This window comes from Rothia sp. 11254D007BW, from assembly GCF_053548195.1.
Genome location: NZ_JBPWPK010000001.1, coordinates 2,021,075 through 2,039,304, shown reverse-complemented (window position 1 = coordinate 2,039,304; position 18,230 = coordinate 2,021,075). Strand labels below are relative to the sequence as shown.

16 protein-coding genes are annotated in these 18,230 nt (G+C 61.4%); 1 reads left to right on the top strand and 15 read right to left on the bottom strand.

What is annotated here, in order from left to right; translation table 11 throughout:
- Nucleotides 1-123: 123 nt before the first annotated feature.
- From ACEE43_RS09155 to ACEE43_RS09115, 9 genes are all read right to left on the bottom strand, one after another.
- On the bottom strand, nucleotides 124-1,734 hold the full coding sequence (locus ACEE43_RS09155; RefSeq protein ID WP_449107895.1) for an SLC13 family permease: 1,611 nt from the start codon (nucleotides 1,732-1,734) through the stop codon (nucleotides 124-126).
- A gap of 140 nt (nucleotides 1,735-1,874) precedes the next feature.
- Nucleotides 1,875-3,335 (bottom strand): MFS transporter, encoded by a 1,461-nt coding sequence (locus tag ACEE43_RS09150; RefSeq protein ID WP_237237391.1) that lies wholly within the window; start codon nucleotides 3,333-3,335, stop codon nucleotides 1,875-1,877.
- 207 nt (nucleotides 3,336-3,542) lie between these two features.
- The gene (locus ACEE43_RS09145) at nucleotides 3,543-4,199 is read right to left on the bottom strand and encodes a TrmH family RNA methyltransferase (RefSeq protein WP_237187356.1); all 657 of its coding nucleotides are present in this window, start codon (nucleotides 4,197-4,199) and stop codon (nucleotides 3,543-3,545) included.
- On the bottom strand, nucleotides 4,200-4,781 hold the full coding sequence (gene pyrE / locus ACEE43_RS09140) for an orotate phosphoribosyltransferase (RefSeq protein WP_237196272.1): 582 nt from the start codon (nucleotides 4,779-4,781) through the stop codon (nucleotides 4,200-4,202).
- A gap of 107 nt (nucleotides 4,782-4,888) precedes the next feature.
- Nucleotides 4,889-5,821, bottom strand: a complete 933-nt coding sequence (locus tag ACEE43_RS09135; RefSeq protein ID WP_377125574.1) for a hypothetical protein — start codon at nucleotides 5,819-5,821, stop codon at nucleotides 4,889-4,891.
- Nucleotides 5,814-6,728 carry an ATP-binding cassette domain-containing protein gene (locus ACEE43_RS09130; protein ID WP_449107894.1) on the bottom strand — a complete coding sequence of 305 codons (915 nt, stop codon included), beginning with the start codon at nucleotides 6,726-6,728 and terminating at the stop codon, nucleotides 5,814-5,816. Before ACEE43_RS09130 ends, ACEE43_RS09135 begins: the two co-directional genes overlap by 8 nt.
- Nucleotides 6,725-7,141 (bottom strand): GntR family transcriptional regulator, encoded by a 417-nt coding sequence (locus ACEE43_RS09125; RefSeq protein WP_449107893.1) that lies wholly within the window; start codon nucleotides 7,139-7,141, stop codon nucleotides 6,725-6,727. The genes ACEE43_RS09130 and ACEE43_RS09125 overlap by 4 nt, the downstream gene beginning before the upstream one ends.
- A 184-nt stretch (nucleotides 7,142-7,325) precedes the next feature.
- Nucleotides 7,326-8,750: an anthranilate synthase component I family protein gene (locus tag ACEE43_RS09120; RefSeq protein ID WP_449107892.1), complete on the bottom strand. Its 1,425-nt coding sequence runs from the start codon at nucleotides 8,748-8,750 to the stop codon at nucleotides 7,326-7,328.
- Between the two features lie 178 nt (nucleotides 8,751-8,928).
- Nucleotides 8,929-9,258, bottom strand: coding sequence for a rhodanese-like domain-containing protein (locus tag ACEE43_RS09115; RefSeq protein ID WP_237187352.1), 330 nt, complete (start codon nucleotides 9,256-9,258; stop codon nucleotides 8,929-8,931).
- Between the two features lie 231 nt (nucleotides 9,259-9,489).
- Between ACEE43_RS09115 and ACEE43_RS09110 the strand changes: the two genes are divergently transcribed.
- Nucleotides 9,490-11,472 carry an OPT family oligopeptide transporter gene (locus tag ACEE43_RS09110; RefSeq protein ID WP_449107891.1) on the top strand — a complete coding sequence of 661 codons (1,983 nt, stop codon included), beginning with the start codon at nucleotides 9,490-9,492 and terminating at the stop codon, nucleotides 11,470-11,472.
- Between the two features lie 133 nt (nucleotides 11,473-11,605).
- Here ACEE43_RS09110 and mnhG read toward each other — a convergent pair whose 3' ends face one another.
- The 6 genes from mnhG to ACEE43_RS09080 are packed head-to-tail and all read right to left on the bottom strand — an operon-like array spanning nucleotide 11,606 to nucleotide 18,224.
- Nucleotides 11,606-11,962 carry a monovalent cation/H(+) antiporter subunit G gene (gene mnhG, locus ACEE43_RS09105; protein WP_449107890.1) on the bottom strand — a complete coding sequence of 119 codons (357 nt, stop codon included), beginning with the start codon at nucleotides 11,960-11,962 and terminating at the stop codon, nucleotides 11,606-11,608.
- A gap of 3 nt (nucleotides 11,963-11,965) precedes the next feature.
- Nucleotides 11,966-12,385 carry a monovalent cation/H+ antiporter complex subunit F gene (locus ACEE43_RS09100; protein ID WP_449107889.1) on the bottom strand — a complete coding sequence of 140 codons (420 nt, stop codon included), beginning with the start codon at nucleotides 12,383-12,385 and terminating at the stop codon, nucleotides 11,966-11,968.
- Nucleotides 12,382-12,966 carry a Na+/H+ antiporter subunit E gene (locus ACEE43_RS09095; RefSeq protein WP_237207350.1) on the bottom strand — a complete coding sequence of 195 codons (585 nt, stop codon included), beginning with the start codon at nucleotides 12,964-12,966 and terminating at the stop codon, nucleotides 12,382-12,384. The genes ACEE43_RS09100 and ACEE43_RS09095 overlap by 4 nt, the downstream gene beginning before the upstream one ends.
- Entirely contained in the window at nucleotides 12,963-14,579 is a 1,617-nt protein-coding gene (locus ACEE43_RS09090; protein WP_449107944.1) for a Na+/H+ antiporter subunit D, read from the bottom strand. The genes ACEE43_RS09095 and ACEE43_RS09090 overlap by 4 nt, the downstream gene beginning before the upstream one ends.
- A 9-nt stretch (nucleotides 14,580-14,588) precedes the next feature.
- Nucleotides 14,589-15,101, bottom strand: a complete 513-nt coding sequence (locus ACEE43_RS09085; protein WP_449107888.1) for a Na(+)/H(+) antiporter subunit C — start codon at nucleotides 15,099-15,101, stop codon at nucleotides 14,589-14,591.
- Between the two features lie 3 nt (nucleotides 15,102-15,104).
- Nucleotides 15,105-18,224, bottom strand: coding sequence for a Na+/H+ antiporter subunit A (locus ACEE43_RS09080; RefSeq protein WP_449107887.1), 3,120 nt, complete (start codon nucleotides 18,222-18,224; stop codon nucleotides 15,105-15,107).
- Between the last annotated feature and the right edge of the window lie 6 nt (nucleotides 18,225-18,230).

Genomic DNA, 18,230 nt, shown 5'->3' with positions numbered 1-18,230 from the left:
CCGGCTTTTGGTGCTTGCCGGTGTTAGGGTGTTGGGTTTTTATGGGTTTAGTGAGGAGTATTCAAAAGGTGAGTGAAGCGGGATCGCAGCCAGCGCGAGCCTGCCAAACCTTTTGAATACGGTTTACAGCGCGAAGATCCACATGGCCAGGGTCATGGTCACGGCGGTGATCGCCACGATGGAGAAGATGTTGAGCCAGAGGCCGCCCTTGACCATCTGCCCGATGGTGACGTAGCCCGAGCCGTAGGCGATGGCGTTGGGCGGGGTCGCTACGGGGAGCATGAAGGCGCAGGTGGCGGCGAGGGCGACGGGGATGGCGAGCAGCATGGGGTCGTAGCCCATGCCCATGGCTATGCCGCCGGCGACGGGTAGGAAGGTGGCTGCGGTGGCGGTGTTACTGGTGAGTTCGGTGAGGAAGATGACGCCGGTGGTCACCAGCAGCACGATGACGAGGATGGGCAGGGTGCCGAGGGCGCCGACGGAGTCGCCGATCCACTGGGTGAGGCCGGAGCTGGTGAACTGGCCGGAGAGGGCTAGGCCGCCGCCGAAGAGGAGCAGGACGCCCCAGGGCAGCTTGGTTGCGGTTTCCCAGTCGATGAGGCGCACGCCCTTGTTGGCAGTGCCACCGGCGGGTAGTGCAAAGAGCAGCAGGCCAACGGCGACGGCGATGCCAGCATCGGTGATGGGCGGTGACTTAGACCAGATGATAGGGACGAAAATCCAGGCCAAGGCGGCAGCGATAAAAATGATGAGCACGCGCAGTTCGCCCGAGCTCATGGCACCGAGTTTGGCGTATTCGTTGGCGATGAGTTTCTTACCACCGGGAATCTCTTTAATTTCGGGTTTGAAGAGTACCTTGGTGAGCAGGAACCAGCAGACAAAGAGCACGATCACCGACAGGGGTACGCCCACCAGCATCCACTGGCCAAAGCCGATGTGCACGTCGTGGGTGTCTGCCATGTAACCGGCAAGCAGGGTGTTGGGCGGGGTGCCGATCAAGGTGCCGAGGGAGCCGATGGAGGCGGCGTAGGCGATACCCAGCATGAGGGCGGTTCCGAAGTCGGACTTGATCACGGCGTCCTTGACGGCCTGGTCGTCGGGGGATGCGCCGTCCTCAATTTTAATTTCGGTGGTGCCGCTGGCCTGGGCAATCAGCATGAGCACGGAGACGCCGATGGGGATCATCATGACGGCGGTGGCGGTGTTCGAGACCCACATGGAGAGAAAGCCGGTGGCTACCATGAAGCCCGCAACCATCATGGAGGGCTTGGTGCCCATGACCTTGAGGGTGAGCAGGGCGATGCGACGGTGTAGGTTCCAGCGCTGCATGGCCAGGGCCAGCAGGAAGCCGCCCATAAAGAGGAAGATGATGTTGTTGCCGTAGCTAGCGCCGATGTCGTTGATTTTTACTTCACTGTTGAAGACGGGAAAAATCACCAGCGGCAGCAGGGCGGTGGCGGGAATGGGCAGGGCCTCGGTCATCCACCAGGCACCCATCAGGACGGCGGTGGCTGCGGTCAGGCGCGCGGCGTCGGGTACGTCGCCGGGCATGATGACGTAGACCAGGGCGGCTGCAAGCAGGCCGCCGAAGAGACCGATGAGGCGCTTTTTGCGTTCGCTGGCTTCAACCTCTGGCGCCTGGGAGCCGCGCGAGCGGTGAATTTGGTCTATGGCCTGGGTGGGAGCTGCACTGTATTTTTGCAGGTGGTCACCCGTGATGTGGGGCTTGTCCATATCAACCTCACTCCATTGTGTGCTGATGCCGCAGGTTGCTGTTTACGAAAAAGAAACGGCTGGCCTAGGCGGAATGTGTGTACAGGGAATGTTTTTACTGTACCTGATAAGCACTTTTATGAAGCGGGCGCGGGCGAGTGTTACCCCTCGCGCAGTTCGCGGCGGCGGTCGGCGATGGTGAAGGTGAGGCCCAGGGAAAGGGTCAGCACGATAGCGCCGAAGGAGGCTATGAGCCCGACGTTCCAGTGGGCGCCCGACTCTACCAGCCCGTAGAGGATTGAGGGAATGATGGCGGTACCGATAGCGGTGCCCATGCGCTGGCCGAGGGAGAGCACGCCGCCCGCTACGCCGCTGATGGCGGGAGGCACAGACGCCAGGGTCAGGGTCTGGTTGGGAGAAATCACCAGACCACCACCGGCACCAATCAGAATCAGGGGCACAGCCAGGGCCCATACCGGTAGCAGACCCTGTTCCACCGGGGTCACGGTGAGCATGGTGGCCACAATCGAGGTGAGCGACAGCCCAAACCCCAGCATCACCATACGGCGCCCCATAGCCAGCACGCGGCGTCCTGCCCAGGGAGCTGCAAACGCAGACAGCAGGGATGAGGGAATGGTAATCAGCGCGGCGGTCAGCGCGCTCTGGCCCAGGTGGTTCTGCACGTAGATGGGGATAACCAGCCACACGCTGGTGTTGCCCAAGAAGTAGAGGGTCACAATCATGATGCCGTTGCGGAAGGCAGGCTTGGTTACCAGGTCGATATCGAGCATGGGCGGGCGGCCTGCCTTCTTGTAGCGCTTTTCCCAGGCAATAAAGAAGGCGATGAGGGCAAGCCCTACAGGTAGAACCGCCCAGACCAGCGGGTTGCCGCTGCGCTCGACGAAGGGGAAGAGTACAGCGAAGATTGCCAGGGCCAGGACGATCATACCGATGGGGTCTAGGTCGAGGCGGGCGCGCTGCGAAGGGGCGGACGGCCGGTCGTTGGGTACCCAGAGACGGGCCAGTAGCAACCCGGCAAGACCGATGGGCACGTTGACCAGGAACATCATGCGCCAGCCCAGGGAATCTCCGAAAATCTGGATGAGGAAGCCGCCAAGTACCGGCCCCACGATGACGGCGAGCGCTACCACCGTACCGAACATGCCGTAGGCGCGGGCACGGGCCTGGCCGGTGAAGTTGGCCTGAATGATGCCCGTGGTTTGGGGGTTGAAGAAGCCTGCACCGAGGCCCTGGAGCACGCGGGCGGCGATAAGGATTTCGATGGTGGGTGCGACGGCACTGAGCAGGGAGCCCAGGGTGAAGAAGGAAACCCCGATCATAAACATGCGGCGGCGGCCGGTGGCGTCGCCGATACGTCCGGCGGCAACCAGGGGCACGCCGAAGGCCAGGGCGTAGCCGGAGACGACCCACTGGGTTTGGCTGGATCCCGCATTGAGGGAGTGCCCGATAGGGGTGAGGGCGACGTTGACGACAGAGATGGCCATGAGGGCCATGAAGAGCGGGGTGAGTAGAGCCGTGAGGAGCTTGCGGGGGCTGCTGGTGGCGGGCAGCTGGGCGTCAGGTGCTCCATGGGTGTTACCGGGCTCTGGCCTTGTGTTCATACTGCACCTCTTTGCTCTCGTCTTTAGCGTACATAGCCATTCTAGACCCGGTAGTACATTAATAAAATACTTCAGCGGGAAAGTTTTTGCAGAAATGCAAGTGCTTACGAGAATCGCGGAGTACCCACGAAACATGTGGGCACTCCGCGATTTTCATGGACACTCACCACCAGCGGACGCCGGCGGGGCGCGCGGCCGCTCCCAGGGCTAGCTGACGCGCTGGCCGAACTCGTGACGGCGGATCCAGGCATGCATGGCGATACCGGCAGCGGTTGCTGCGTTCATAGACCGGGTGGAGCCGTACTGCTCGATAGACAGGGTTGCCTCGGCGGCCGCGTGAATCTCCTCTGACAGGCCGGGCCCCTCCTGACCAAAGACCAGGACGCAGTCCTTGGGCAGGTCGTAGGTTTCCAGTTGCTTGGAGTCGGGGAAGATGTCGATGCCGATAATGGCAAGCCCCTCACCCTTCGCCCAGGTCACAAAGTCCTCGACGGTGGGGTGATGGCGCACGTGCTGGTAGCGGTCAGTCACCATAGCCCCGCGTCGGTTCCAGCGCTTCTTGCCGATAATGTGCACTTCTTTCGCCAAAAAGGCGTTAGCGGTGCGCACCACGGTGCCGATGTTGAGGTCGTGCTGCCAGTTTTCGATGGCTACGTGGAAGGAGTGGCGGCGGGTATCGAGGTCGGCGATGATGGCGTCCATGGTCCAGTAGCGGTAGTGGTCAAGGACGTTGCGGCGGTCGCCCTCGCGCAGCAGCTCGGGGTCCCAGTGGTCGCCTTCTGGCCATTCGCCTTCCCAGGGGCCGACGCCGATTTCCCGCTCCGGGCTCTCGGTTTCAGGCTCGGTTGCTTCTAGGTCTGCCACTTAGTCCAGGCCCAGGTCGGTCTTGGAGTAGGCGTAGAGGCAGGGCACACCCGCAACCTCTTCGATGTGCTCCTTGGCGCCGGTTGCACGGTCAACGATAACGGCGACGGCTACCACCTCGGCACCAGCCTTACGCAGGGCTTCGACGGCGGTGAGAGCGGAGCCACCGGTGGTGGAGGTGTCCTCGACAGCTACCACGCGGCGTCCTTCTACTGAGGGGCCCTCAACCTGACGGCCCATGCCGTAGGACTTCTGAGCCTTACGCACCACGAAGGTGTCGATGGCGCGGCCCTGGTCGCCAGCGGTGCGCATAATGGCGTGACCGACGGGGTCAGCACCCATGGTCAGACCGCCGGCGGCGTCAAATTCGATTCCGGCTGAGTCGAGCAGGTCGAGCATGACTTGGCCAACCAGGCGGGAGGCCTCGTGGTGCAGGGTGATGCGGCGCAGGTCAACGTAGTAGTCGGCTTCCTTACCGGAGGCCAGGGTGACCTTGCCGCGCACGACGGCCAGTTCGCTGATGAGCTCGCGCAGACGTTCGCGGGCTTCTTCGATGGGGAGGGGGGTGGAGAGGTTAGTCATGCTTTTTAGTCTAGTAGACCGGCAGATATTTACCCCGCGAAAAGTGCAAGTGCCCCGTGAAAAGTGACAGGCACTTGCACTTTTTAGGGGGTAGCAGGCAGGGCAGGTTAGCGTAGGGACGCTCGGGCCCAGCTCACAGCGGAGAGCAGGTAGGCGGCGCAGAGGGGGAAGACGAGCAAACCGTACTTCCACACGATCAACTCAAGGGGAGGATGATCAAATACAGAGATATCCCGGTCAGCGACTCCGCCCTGAGCTGCAGCTAGCTCCCAGACGTTGTAGGTATCGTAATCGGAATGGAACTGGCCCCAGAGGGTGCCAATACCCATATCCCAGGCAGTTGCACCGAAGAGCTGACGGGAAATATTGAAGATGAGCAGGACCACTACACACAGCATCAGGCACATCGCCAGAGACCCCCAGCGTAGGGAGACTATGGCAATAAAGAGGGCTGCCACCTGCACAGCCAGCAGGACGATAAACCAGGTAGCTAGGTAATCTGTTACCGCGTATGTACGCCCCAGGGTGCTGTAGGTCTTATCAAAGGCAAACGACCAGGTATCGAAGTCCTGGTTGAACACCTGCCACCCGCGCCCATAGCCCTTGTTCAGCAATTCGAGGGCAAGGGTTACAGCGTAGACCAGTGTGGCAAGGGCTGCCCGGTAGAGAGCTAAGGAGAGGTAGCCACGGAAGTAGTCCCAGCGCCCTAGCCCCATCCCCAGTATGAGCCGGGCATGTGACCGGTAGCTGAGGAGCATAGTCACACCCAGAACCAGGGGCAGGATAATGACCTGCATAGAGTTGTGGTTAATGAAGCCGCTGTAGTCCGCCAGCGGGTGGCCGGTCAGAACCGCATGAACCCAAGCGAGTCCCAGCATAAGTACTGCAACACCGAGCGGCAGGAACAGGGGAAGCAGAGTGCTGGTAGCCCGCTCGCTCAGGAGCATACGGAAGACGGTACGAGTACCTCCCCCGGTACGGGTGGGCTGTGCTTCCGGTAGAGCTGGGTAGAGGGGCTCAGCGTGAAGTGTGCTAGTCATGGCGACCTCCTTGGGGCTCAAGTAGGGGTGAGTAGGTGGCGTCGCTGTGTACGGCCAGGGAGTCCTGCAGGCTGACGGGTTGAATGTGAACTCCGAGCGAGACCGCAAGCTGTTCGTTCGTTTCGGTGAGCGGGGCGGCGAGTAGGGCTGTGACCAGCGAACCGATTGCGCGCTGCCGGGCGACGGCGTCCACTAGTCCAGTACGGGCTAGGTAGACGTTGATAGCGTCTTGACTACCGGCAATTTCGTGGGCGCTGGTGGCAGCCTCGTCGTGGGACCCGTCGAGTACGAGGGCGCCGTCACGGAGCATCAGCACGCGGTCTAGCAGGGGCGCAATTTCATTGAGCAGGTGGGTGGAGAGGACGATGGTGCGTGGGTTGAGGGCAAAGTCAGTTAGGAGCCGGTCATAGAAAATGGTGCGGGCGACAGGGTCCAGGCCGGAGTAGGGTTCGTCCATGAGGGTGAGTTCTGCCCGGCTGGCGAGGGCAACGATGATTCCGAGGGCGGATGCCTGCCCATCGGATAGCTTGCGAGCCTTGGCCGCAGGGTTGAGGGCAAAGTCCTTGATGAGGGTGTCAGCCAGGGTTTCGTCCCAGGCCGGATACGCTAGGCTTGCCAGTCTCAGGACGTCCCGCACTTTCAGTCCGTCGGGGTAGGCCAGGTGGGTGCGTTGAAAGTGAGTGCGGGCAAGGACGCGCCCACTCGGCTTGGTACCAAAGAGTTCAACAGAACCACTGGTGGGGATGACCTGCCCGACGAGGGCAGCGAGCAAGGTGGTCTTACCGGAGCCGTTTCGCCCGGCCAGACCGTAGATAAGCCCCTCCTCCAGGGTGATGTTAATGTCTGAGAGGGCTGCGGTGGAGCCGTAGATTTTGGTGAGGCCCTGGGTGCGTACTACTGCCGTCATGACTGCTCACCGCTTCCTTCTGAGGACAGATGGGCCTTCGCTCCCCCGACCCCATCGGCGTTAAACCCAGCATGGAGGGCCGAGAGAACCTCGTCCTGGCTCAGGCCCAGGGTACGGGCCTCATCAATGAGCGGGGTGATGTAGCCGGCAATGAAGTCGCGCCGCCGGTTAGTGCGCAGAATGTCTTGTGCCCCCGTTGCCACAAACATGCCTATACCTCGTTTCTTGTAGAGAACGCCCTGGTCGACCAGGAGGTTGACGCCTTTACCGGCGGTTGCAGGGTTGATCCGGTAGAAGAGAGCGAATTCGTTGGTGGAGGGAACCTGGCTTTCTTCGGCATAGGTTCCTGCCAGAATTTCGCTGCTGATATGGTCTGCAATTTGTTGGAAGATCGGCTTGTCACCGGTCAGCATGAGCACCTCCTTCTGTGTGGTTACCTAACCTGCCCAGCGGGCAGGCTAGTTGGTTAGTTACTCATGTAATTAACCTAAGTTGCAGAGCGGGGAAGCGCAAGAGTTTTTTAAAAAAAGAGGGGCAGGCTTCCGCCTACCCCACAGCTCACAGGGTTATTTACCTTATCGCAGCCCCTACCAGGTGCTACCTGGGCACAGCTGCCTTGAGCTTGGTGACCATCTCGTCATATTCGGCGGCCGGGTCGGAGTCAGCGACAATCGCCCCACCAGCGGCCAGGGTGACCAGGCCGTCCGAGTGGGCTACCAGCGTCCTGATGACGATGGAGAGGGCGGCTGAGCCGTCCGCCCCCAAGTAGCCCAGGGCACCGGAGTAGACCCCGCGGGCCCGGCCCTCAAGCCGGTCGATAATAGCCATGGTGGCGGCCTTGGGTGCCCCGGTCATGGACCCGCCGGGGAAGCAGGCGGCGACCGCGTCCAGGGCGGTGATGCCCGGACGCAGCTGGGAGACGATGGTCGAGACCAGTTGGTGCACGGTCGAGTAGGATTCCACCCCCATCAGCACCGGCACCCGCACGCTCTCGGGGTGGGAGACCAGGGAGAGGTCGTTACGGAGCAGGTCCACGATCATGAGGTTTTCGGCCCGGGTTTTGGGGTCACGTGCGAGCCAGGCGGCCGCCTGGGCATCTTCATGAGCGGACGCGCCCCGCGGCACGGTGCCCTTGATGGGCTTGGCTTCGGCGCGGCCGCCGGCGGTGACGGTCAAGAACTTCTCGGGCGAGGATGAGAGCACCGTGAAGTCATCGCACCGCAAGAAGGCGGCATAGGGGGCGGCGTTAGCCTGCCGCTGGGCCAGATAGAGGCTCAGAAGTTCATCGGCACCCAGTGGGGTGGGCAGCTGCTGGGAGGTCTCAGCCGTCAGGCAGACCTCGTAGCTGTTGCCCTCAGCAATCTCGGCCTGGGCGGTGGCAATAGCAGCTAGATAGTCCGTTCGATCGGGCAGGGGGAAGTCGGGTAAAACTACCCGCGAAGCATATTCTTGACCGGCTATAGATTCAGGTAAAGTGCTGGTTTTAAGCAGTTTTTGTGCGGTCTCTTCAACCCAGTCAGCGGGGCCAACCAGCCAGGCTTTCCCGCTATCGTGCTCGTACATCAGGTAGTGGGTGGCGGGCATCCAGAGGGCGTCGGGGGTGCGGGCCACCCGCTGGGGGTGTTCGCTGTGGAAGGCGGTGACTTCTAGGTCTGCGTGGGCCTCATAGCCCATAAACCCCACATAGCCGCCCAGCAGGACGTCAGCGGGCGGGGCATCCTGACCCTCACCGAGTTCGGGGCGGGGCGCGGATTCTAGGAAGCCGGGGAGCACCTGCCAAATACTGTCACGATAAACCTGGTACGGGCGTCCGCTCACATCGAGCACATCAACCTGCCCCGGCTGCGCGTAGCGCAGCACTCCCCCACCCAGGGGCGCCCCCAGGTAGGAGTAGCGGGACATAGGCGACTCGTCGCGGGCTGAATCCAGCCAAAAAGCATAGGAAGAACCGCCAGCCAGCACGGGAAAGGCGGTGGCGGGTTCTACCGGAAAGTTCAGGGTACGACAGGTTAGAGAGGTCACCGACTTATTGTAACGAGACAGGCGAAGGTTTTACCTGCGCGGGTGTGTTGGGGGCGGACGCCAAGGGGCGGGGCGGAGGTTTTACCTGAGCAAGCCTGGCTCGGGGCTGGCGTTAAGGGTGGCTTGCGCAGGTAAAACCGTAGTTACCCACCATCGAGCTAGTGAGGCTGGCGGGCAGCTAGCGAACCTGCGGGGTTTCGCCGTTTTCTGAGACCATGGGTTTCTCGGCGTCCTGCCAGGCACCCATACCGCCGATAACGTTGATGGCGTCGAAGCCGTACTGGGTCAGGTAGGCGGCAGCGCGCAGGGAGCGGCCACCAGCGCGGCAGATGACGTAGACGTCCTCATCGAGGGGAACTTCGCCGTAACGCTCGGGCACCTCACCCAGGGGGATGTGCTGGGCGCCTTCGATGTGGCCTTCTACCCACTCGTAGTCTTCGCGCACGTCCAGAATTTTGGCGTCTGCGGGGATTTCATCCACGGTTACCTGGCGGAGATCATCGTTCATAGTGGTACCTTTCAGTTGGTTATTCTGCCCCTTACTCTAGCCCTAGATAGCTCTGCATGGCTAGCCGTTTCACCCAACGCCAGCAGGTACGGACCCTACCTTTGCATCTTTAAATATATGCACTCTGAAGTTTAAATATGCTAAGTAACAGGAGTATTGTTGAGGCTGGTTTCAGAAGCAGCCCCACCTGAAACGCACCGCATTGGCATATTTTTTGGAAACGAGTTGATCTTGTCCTCACGTAAAGTAGAGGCACCAGCCCCCACTGGTTCCTCCAGTCCCGTCCGCGAGTTTACGCTCCGCGCTGTTATCCTCGGTGGTCTTATCACCCTGGTATTCACCGCTGCGAATGTCTACCTGGGCCTCAAAGTTGGCCTCACCTTCGCCACTTCTATTCCTGCTGCCGTTATCTCCATGGCAATTCTGCGCAACTTTAAGAACCACTCCATCATGGAGAACAACATTGTGCAGACCATCGCTTCGGCAGCCGGTACCCTCTCTGCAATTATCTTTGTGCTGCCCGGCCTGGTCATGATTGGTTGGTGGGCAGGCTTCCCCTACTGGACCACCGCTTTTGTCTGCGCTATCGGCGGCGTCCTGGGTGTTACCTACTCCATCCCCCTGCGCCGTGCGCTGGTCACCGGCTCAGACCTGCCCTTCCCCGAAGGTGTTGCAGCGGCTGAGGTGCTCAAGGTCGGTAACGACCAGGGTTCTGCAGAAGAAAACCAGAAGGGCCTGCGCATGATTGTGTGGGGTTCACTGGCATCTGCTGGCTTCGCCATCCTGACCTCGCTGAAGGCGGTAGCAGGCGGCTTCACCCAGTTCTTCCGCCTCGGCGCGGGTGGCACCATGGTCAGCACCTCCTTCTCCCTGGCTCTGATCGGCGTTGGCCACCTGGTTGGCCTGGCCGTCGGTATCTCAATGATCGTTGGCCTGCTCATCTCCTACGGCGTGCTGCTACCCATGCGCACCGCAGGCCTGTTGCCGGCGTCCGGCGATATCTCAGACGTCGTCTCCTCAACCTTCTCCCAGGACGTCCGCTTCATCGGCGCGGGCACCATGGCAGTTGCAGCGGTGTGGACCCTCGTCAAAATCATCGGCCCCATCATCAAGGGCATCAAGGACTCCCTGGTAGCTTCCCGCGCCCGCCAGGCTGGCCAGACCGTTGACATCACCGAGCGCGATATCCCCTTCTCCACCGTCGCCGGCGTAACCATCGGCGCCATGATCCCGGTCGGCCTGCTGCTCTGGCTCTTCGTCAAAGACACCGCCATTGCCCACCACACCGGAACCCTCATCGTCCTCTCCATCGTCTACGTCCTGCTTGTGGGCCTGATTGTAGCTTCTATCTGCGGCTACATGGCAGGTCTGATCGGCGCATCGAACTCCCCCATTTCAGGTGTGGGCATCATCGTCGTCCTGTCTGCGGCCCTGCTCATCAAGACCGTCATCGGCAACGACGCAGACACCGCCTCCTTGGTCGCCTACACCCTCTTCACCGCTGCCGTGGTTTTCGGTATTGCCACGATTTCTAACGACAACCTGCAAGACCTCAAGACCGGCCAGCTCGTCGGCGCTACCCCCTGGAAGCAGCAGGTTGCCCTGATTGTCGGTGTTCTCTTCGGCTCTGCCATCATCCCGCCCGTTCTGCAGCTGCTCCTGACCGGTTTCGGTTTCGCAGGCTCCCCCGGCGCTGGTGAGGAGGCCCTTTCGGCCCCTCAGGCTGCCCTGCTCTCCAGTGTGGCTCAGGGCATCTTCGGCAACTCCCTCAACTGGGAACTGCTGGGCCTCGGCGCTATTATCGGCGTGGTTATTATTGCCATCAACGAGGTTCTGACCGCTACCACCAAGGGTAAGTACTCCTTGCCTGCCCTGGCTGTCGGTATGGGCATGTACCTGCCTATCGCCCTGACCCTCATCATTCCCGTCGGTGCCCTGCTGGGCTTCCTCTACAACCGCTGGGCCGCCAAGCAGCGCAACGCTGAGGGTGCCGAGCGTATGGGCGTGCTGGTAGCAACCGGCATGATTGTGGGCGAGTCGCTGTGGGGCGTGGTCAACGCCGGTATTATCGCGGCGGCGGGCAACCCCGATATCCTGGGTGTCTTCAGTGACCAGTGGGTCGAGGGCGGCGGCTACTACCTGGCCCCGGTCGTCTTCATCCTGGTTATTTGGGCCCTCTACCGCAAGGCAAAGAAGGACGCCGTAACCTCCTAACCTTCTGCCCTTCCCCACTTCTTCTGAAAGGGGACCGCAGAACCAAAAAAGGACCGCATATTTCGCGGTCCTTTTTTGGTTCTGCGGTCCCCTTGCGGGAATAGGGGCAGGCGGACGCCCGTGGGCTAGTCCCCTAGTTCCCTTCCACCTCGTCGACCAGGGAGCGCAGGTCATCGTGGCGCAGGTCGTCCTTGCGGAAGTGCTTGTTGCGGTAGCCGGAGCGGCCCATCATGTGCCCTGAGATGGGGATAGTAAGCATCTGCAGCAGCAAAATCACTATGAGCACCGGCAGCAGCTCCAGGGAGCGGAAGTGGAAAGCCACCGCCAGCAACATGAGAATCATGCCGAAGACCTGGGGCTTGGTGCCCGAATGCAGGCGGGTGAGCAGGTCAGGGAAACGGACCAGACCGATAGCCGCACCCAGCGACATGAGGGCACCCAGAATCATGCAGATGATGGTTAGGGCATCAAAAACGGTATCGAGATTCATGGTTTACTCCCCCAGATCCTTGCTGGCACGCACGGGGTGGGCATTTTCCTGCCCGTCCTTGTCAGTATCTTCTGCCAGTTCCCCGGGGGCGTACTTGCTCCCCTTCTTCCGGGAGCGGCGGCGGGAACGTCCTTCGTGCAGACGGGAGACCGGGGTGCTCTCGTCCGCCTTGGAGTTATCGGCGAAGCGGGCCACGGTCACCGACCCCACGAAGCCGATCATGGCCAGGGCCACCAGTAGAATCAGGAAGAACTGGCTGTCGGTATAAATCATGAGCACGCAGAGCGCGGCCGTGAGAATTGAGAGCAGCACGTCGCTGGCGAGCACGCGGTCCAGCAGGGCGGGGCCCTTCCAGATGCGGTAGACGGTGCCCCAGGTGGCTAGGGTGAGAATCAGGCCGGTGGCCCAGATAGCCCAGGTCATGCGTGCTCCTTTCGGCTGGCTGTGCGGTCGGCTTCTTCGTCCTGTTTGAGGGCTTCGTACTCTTCGCGGCTACCGGCGGCCTTGATGATGAGGTCTTCGAAGTAGGCCACCTGGCGGGTGAAGCGCTCGATTTCTTCGGGAGTGGAGGTGTTGAGCACGTGGAAGTAGAGCACCGACAGGGAGCGATCCACTTCAACCACCACGGAGCCGGGAATCAGCGACATGGTGTGCGAAACGGCGGTCAGCAGCAGGTCGGAGTGGGTGCGCAGCTGTACGGCAACCACCGAGTTGCGCAGGGGCGGGCGGAAGGTCATGGCCAGCCACATAACCTCAATTGAGGCCTTGGCGATATTCCAGAAGAGTTCCACCACAAAACGCGCCGCGTAGAAGATGTTGAAGCGGTTCGACAGGTAGAGGGTCGGCAGCCGGAAGACCGACATGGTCAGAGCCGCCAGCACCGCGCCGAAGGCGATGAAACGCAGGGAGAAGTCCTGCCAGAGGGCGCACCAGACAAAGACCAGCCAGAGGAAGGGCGGGATAGCGTGAATCAGGCTCTCACGTGAGAGGTTGGGCTTTTTCACTGGTTCACCTCCTGGGAGTTGTTATCGACGATTTGCTGTTCGAGGTACTCGGCCCGGCTGGGGGCGTCGGGGCCAAAGACCGAGCTGATATAGACGTCGGGGTTGAAGAGGTTGTCTGAGGCGTTATCTGCCAGCTGGAAAAGGGGGCCTGAGAAGAGGGTAATCAGCACACCCACCACGACCAGGGAGACGGTGGACGCCATCATGGACGCCGGAATCGGCTTGGTCTCGTAATGGGCGGGGTCGTCGGAGTGCTCGGCCATGACCAGTTCGGGGGTGGGCTCTTCGGCTTCCTTGGCGGGGCGCCAGAAGGCCTTGTTCCAGACACGGGCCAGGGCCAGCAGGGTCAGCAGGGAGACCAGGACGCCCACGCCCGCGTTGATGTAGGCCAGGGCGCTACCGTTCTCTACGGACGCCTCGATAAAGCCGACCTTACCGATAAAGCCGGAGAAGGGCGGGATACCGCCGAGGTTGATGGCGGGAATGAAGTAGAGCAGGGCCAGGACGGGGGCAGTCTTCATCAGGCCGCCCAAACGGCGCACGTTGGTCGAACCGGCCCGGCGTTCTACGAGGCCAACCACCATGAAGAGGCCGGTCTGAATCACGATGTGGTGGGCGATGTAGAAGACCACGGTAGTAAGACCCAGCTCGTTACCCAGCGAGATACCCCAAATCATGTAGCCGATGTGGCTAATCAGGATGAAGGAGAGCAGACGCTTGATATCGCCCTGGGCCAGGGCACCTAAGATGCCCACGAGCAGGGTCAGACCTGCCACGACCCCCAGAAGCGTATCCAGGCGTCCTTCGGGGAAAAGCAGGGTTTCGGTTCGGATAATCGCGTACACGCCCACCTTGGTGAGCAAGCCTGCGAACACGGCGGTCACGGGTGCCGGGGCTGTGGGGTAGGAGTCAGGTAGCCAGAGGGAGAGCGGGAAGACCGCAGCCTTGATACCGAAAGCAATCAGCAGCATGAGGTGCAGCTGCATCTGGGTGCCCTCGGGCAGGGTGCCCAGTTTCAGCGATAGGTCTGCCATGTTGATGGTGCCCACCGAGGCGTAGACAAAGCCGATGGCGGTGAGGAAGAGCATGGACGAGACAACCGAAACCACCACGTAGGTCACGCCCGCACGAATACGCGGGGTGTTGGCGTTCATGGTAATCAGCACGTAGGAGGCCATGAGCAGGATCTCGAAGCCCACGTAGAGGTTGAAGAGGTCGCCCGCCAAGAAGGCGTTCGACACACCCGCCAGTAGCAGCAGGTAGGTGGGGTAGAAGACCGAGATGGGCACCTCGTCGTCCTCATCCTGCAGGTTCTGGCCGGTAGCAAAGACCAGCACCGCCAGCGAGATAGTCGAGGAGACCACCAGCATGAGGGCTGAAAGCTGGTCAACCACCATGGTGATGCCGAAGGGGGCCTCCCAGCCTGCCAGGTGCACAGTCTGGGGCGTTGCGTCCCACACTGCGGCCAGCAGTAGAGCCTCAAACACCAGGGTGATAGCTACCGCGGCGAAGGCGATGACGCGCTGCACGCTGTCCTTCTTCGAGACGAAGGTGATAGCGGCGGCCAGGAAGAGAATGATGATACAGAGAGGGGCAAGCTGGGCGATAGCGATATCCACGGGCTAGTCCCCCTTCTTTGACACGGTCGGCTGAGCGGTTGTCTGACTAATTTTCTTCTTCTCTTCTGCTTCGTTGAACTCTTTTTCGCGGGTCGCTTCATCGGCGTCGAATTCAGAAGCATCGAACTCGGCGGCGGCGTCTTCTTCCTTATCGAAGGTGTCCTGCTCCGCCACGCGAATATCTTCGGCGTCGTCGGTGATTTCATCGGCCTTAGAGAGCAGCCAGGAGCGGTAGATAATACCCAGAATCAGGGCGGTCACCGCGCAGGAGATCACGATAGCGGTCAGAATCAGGGCCTGTGGGAGCGGGTCGGAGTAGTCTTCAGCGGCAATGTCTTTGCTGTAGAAGGGGGCCAGACCCGCAGGGCCGCCCGCGTGCAGAATCAGGATGTTGGTCGCGTTAGTCATGAGCATGAGGCCCAGGAGCACGCGGGTCATGGAGCGGTCAAGAATCAGGTAGACCCCCACGGCGTAGAGCACGCCCATGACCAGGATTAGACTGAGGTCGATAATCATGGTTTATGCCTTTCGTGCCTTGTCGCGGGCTTGCTTTTCTCTCTTGCGGCGCTCAGCTACCAGTTTGAGGTCAATGCGCTCACCCAGGCTACGCAGGATATCGAGGACCAGGCCGATCACCAGCAGGTAGACGCCGATATCGAAGATAGTGGCGGTAACGAAGTGGACGTCGCCAAAGACCGGTAGCCAGAAGTCCAGCACGTAGCTGGAGAAGATGGGGTCGCCCCAGAGGGCCGGGGCCAGGGCGTAGAGGGTAGCAATACCCAGGCCGACGCCCAGGAAGGTACCGGCGGAGAAGGGGGACGCCGCCCGCAGTTCCGCACCGCCACCGGCCAGGTAGCGTACGGCAAAGGCCAGGCCCACCATCAGGCCGCCTGCGAAACCGCCGCCGGGCAGGTTGTGACCGGCAATCAGCATGTAGAAGGAGACAATGATGAGGGTATGGAAGAGCAGGCGGGTCATAACCTCCAGCAGAATCGAGCGGGATTCTGGGGGCAGGGTACGGCCTGCCACGATGAAGGGGTCACGCTCGACCGACGAGAACTGGCCGGCCACGCGCTGGGCCACAGTGATCTGGGTGCGCTTGGCGAAAGAGCTCTCAATTTTCTTCATGGCCTGGGTGTCGAGCCTGCGCGCGGACGCCGAGTCGGCGCGTCCTTCGATAAAGAGCAGGGAGGCAACGCCGGTGGCGGCCAGGGCCAGCACCGAGATTTCACCGAAGGTGTCCCAGCCGCGCATGTCGACCAGGGTCACGTTGACCACGTTGTAGCCGTGACCAATTTCGTAGGCCAGGCGAGGCATCTCGAGTGAGATCGGGTCGAGGGAGCGGGACGAGAAGGTGAACATGGCCAGGGCCATCATCAGGGCCGAGAAGCCCAGGGCGATGATGACGCGCAGGGTCTTGTGGGCCCCGTCCTTGCCGTCCTTGGAGCGGATGCGGGGAATCTGACGGGGCAGCACGCGCATAGCCAGCACGAAGGCTACCAGCACGATGGTTTCAACCAGCAGCTGGGTGGTGGCCAGGTCGGGGGCGCTGCGCAGGGCGAAGAGAATAGCCATGCCGTAGCCGGTCACCGAGACCATCATGATAGCCAAAAAGCGCTTGCGCACGAAGACCACGACCAGGGCAGCCACAATCATGACCACGGCAATAGCCCATTGAGCCGGGGACTCAGAAACGCGTACGTTGGCCAGCGGTGGGGTCTCATTGACGAAGAGGGCCGCGAAGGGCACCACCACCGCGGTAATCAGAATGACGCCCAGGTAGAAGCCCAGGGAGCCTCGCTGGGTCATACCGGTGACCCACACGGCCAGGCGGTCCAGGGCATCAATCACGTCGCGGTAGACGATAGAGGCGCTGGGAGCCGAGGGCAGAATACCCTGCAGCTCTTCAATCTGCTTACGGAAGATAAAGAGCAGGGCACCGATGGCCATGATGACCAGGGAGGTCAGCAGGGCGGGGGTGACGCCGTGCCACAGGGCCAGGTGGAGCTCAAGTTCGGCGGCAGTTTCGGGGAAGGCCTTCAGGAAGGGCTTGACGAAGAGGTGCACCGGCTCGGGGTAAAGACCGTAAACAAGGGTCAGGAGGGTCAGTACCGCCGGGGCAAAGAGGAAGGTAAAGGAGACCGGGTGGAAGGCCGTATCGGGGCTGAGCTTCTGGCCGCGACGGTTGCGGGCAAGGGCCCGGGTGTTGATATCGATATCGCCGTTGTCGACCTCTTCGAAGTCGGCGGTGCCCTTTTCTACGCGGCAGTACTTGACGCCTTCCTTGTGCATGTAGGCGTAGGGCTTGACGGCAAAGGCACCCCAGACAAAGCGGGCTGAGTAGGCGAAAGTGAGAATAGAGCCCAGGACGATGGCGATCAGGGTGGTTGCCCCCTGCCAGCCGGTGGTGTGGGAGAGGTAGGTTTCGAGCACCGCTTCCTTGGCCACGAAACCTGCCAGGGGCGGAATACCCGCCATTGAGGCCGCTGAGATAGTGGCGACAATAGCCAGCTTAGGGGCACGGCGGTAGATGCCTGAGAGCTTGTGGATGTCGCGGGTGCCGGACTGGTGGTCGATGATACCGACCGAGAGGAAGAGAGTTGCCTTGAACAGGGAGTGAGCCACCATGAGCGCCATAGCCGCGTAGATGGCGTCCGGAGTTCCCCCCGAGATCACCAGGGCCAGGAAGCCCAGCTGCGAGACGGTACCGTAGGCCAGAATCAGCTTGAGGTCGGTCTGCTTGAGGGCGGCCCAGCCGCCGAACACCATGGTGAAGGCGCCGAAGATAATCAGGACGTTCTGCCATATCGCCACCTCACCGTAGCCGGGGGCCAGGCGCAGCAGGATGTAGATACCGGCCTTGACCATCGCCGCCGCGTGCAGGTAGGCGGAAACCGGAGTGGGCGCAGCCATAGCGCCGGGCAACCAGAAGTGCAGGGGGAAAATCGCTGATTTGGAGAGGGCACCGCAGAGAATCAGCACGAGGGCGGCAGAGAGCATGCCCATGGTCAGGGGGCCGTGCCCCTCCTGGGCGGCGGCAAGGACGCTCGGGCCCCGCTCCACGAGTTCAGCCAGGGAGTAGGTGCCCAGGCTGTAGCCCAGCATGACGATACCGACCAGCATGGCCAGGCCACCAGCGGTAGTGACCGTGAGGGCCTGCAGGGCAGAACGGCGGGCTGAGAGGCGGTGGCGGGAATAGCCGATGAGCAGGTAGGAGAGAATGGTGGTGATTTCCCAGAAGATGAACATAAGGATGAAGTCATCTGCGGTAATCAGACCAAACATGGCACCGGCAAAGCCGAAGAGGTAGGCCGCGAACTGGCCGTTATCACCGGTGGAGTGCTTGAAGTAGCTGGCGCAGTAGAAAAGCACCAGGGAGCCTACACCCAGGACCAGCAGGCTCATGACCCACGAGAGGGTGTCCATGCGGAAGGTCAGCGCCATATCCAGCTCGGGAATCCACTGGTAGCTCTCGCTCCAGGGTGTACCGCCGAGAATCTGGCCGGTTTTGGTCAGCACCAGAGCCAACACAGCGGCAGGAATCGCAGCTAGTAGGTAGAAGGTGGAAGTGCCCATGCGGCGGTAAAGCCAGGGGGTCACTATGGACACAAGCAGGAAAAGCGCTAGAACTATGGTCACGTATCG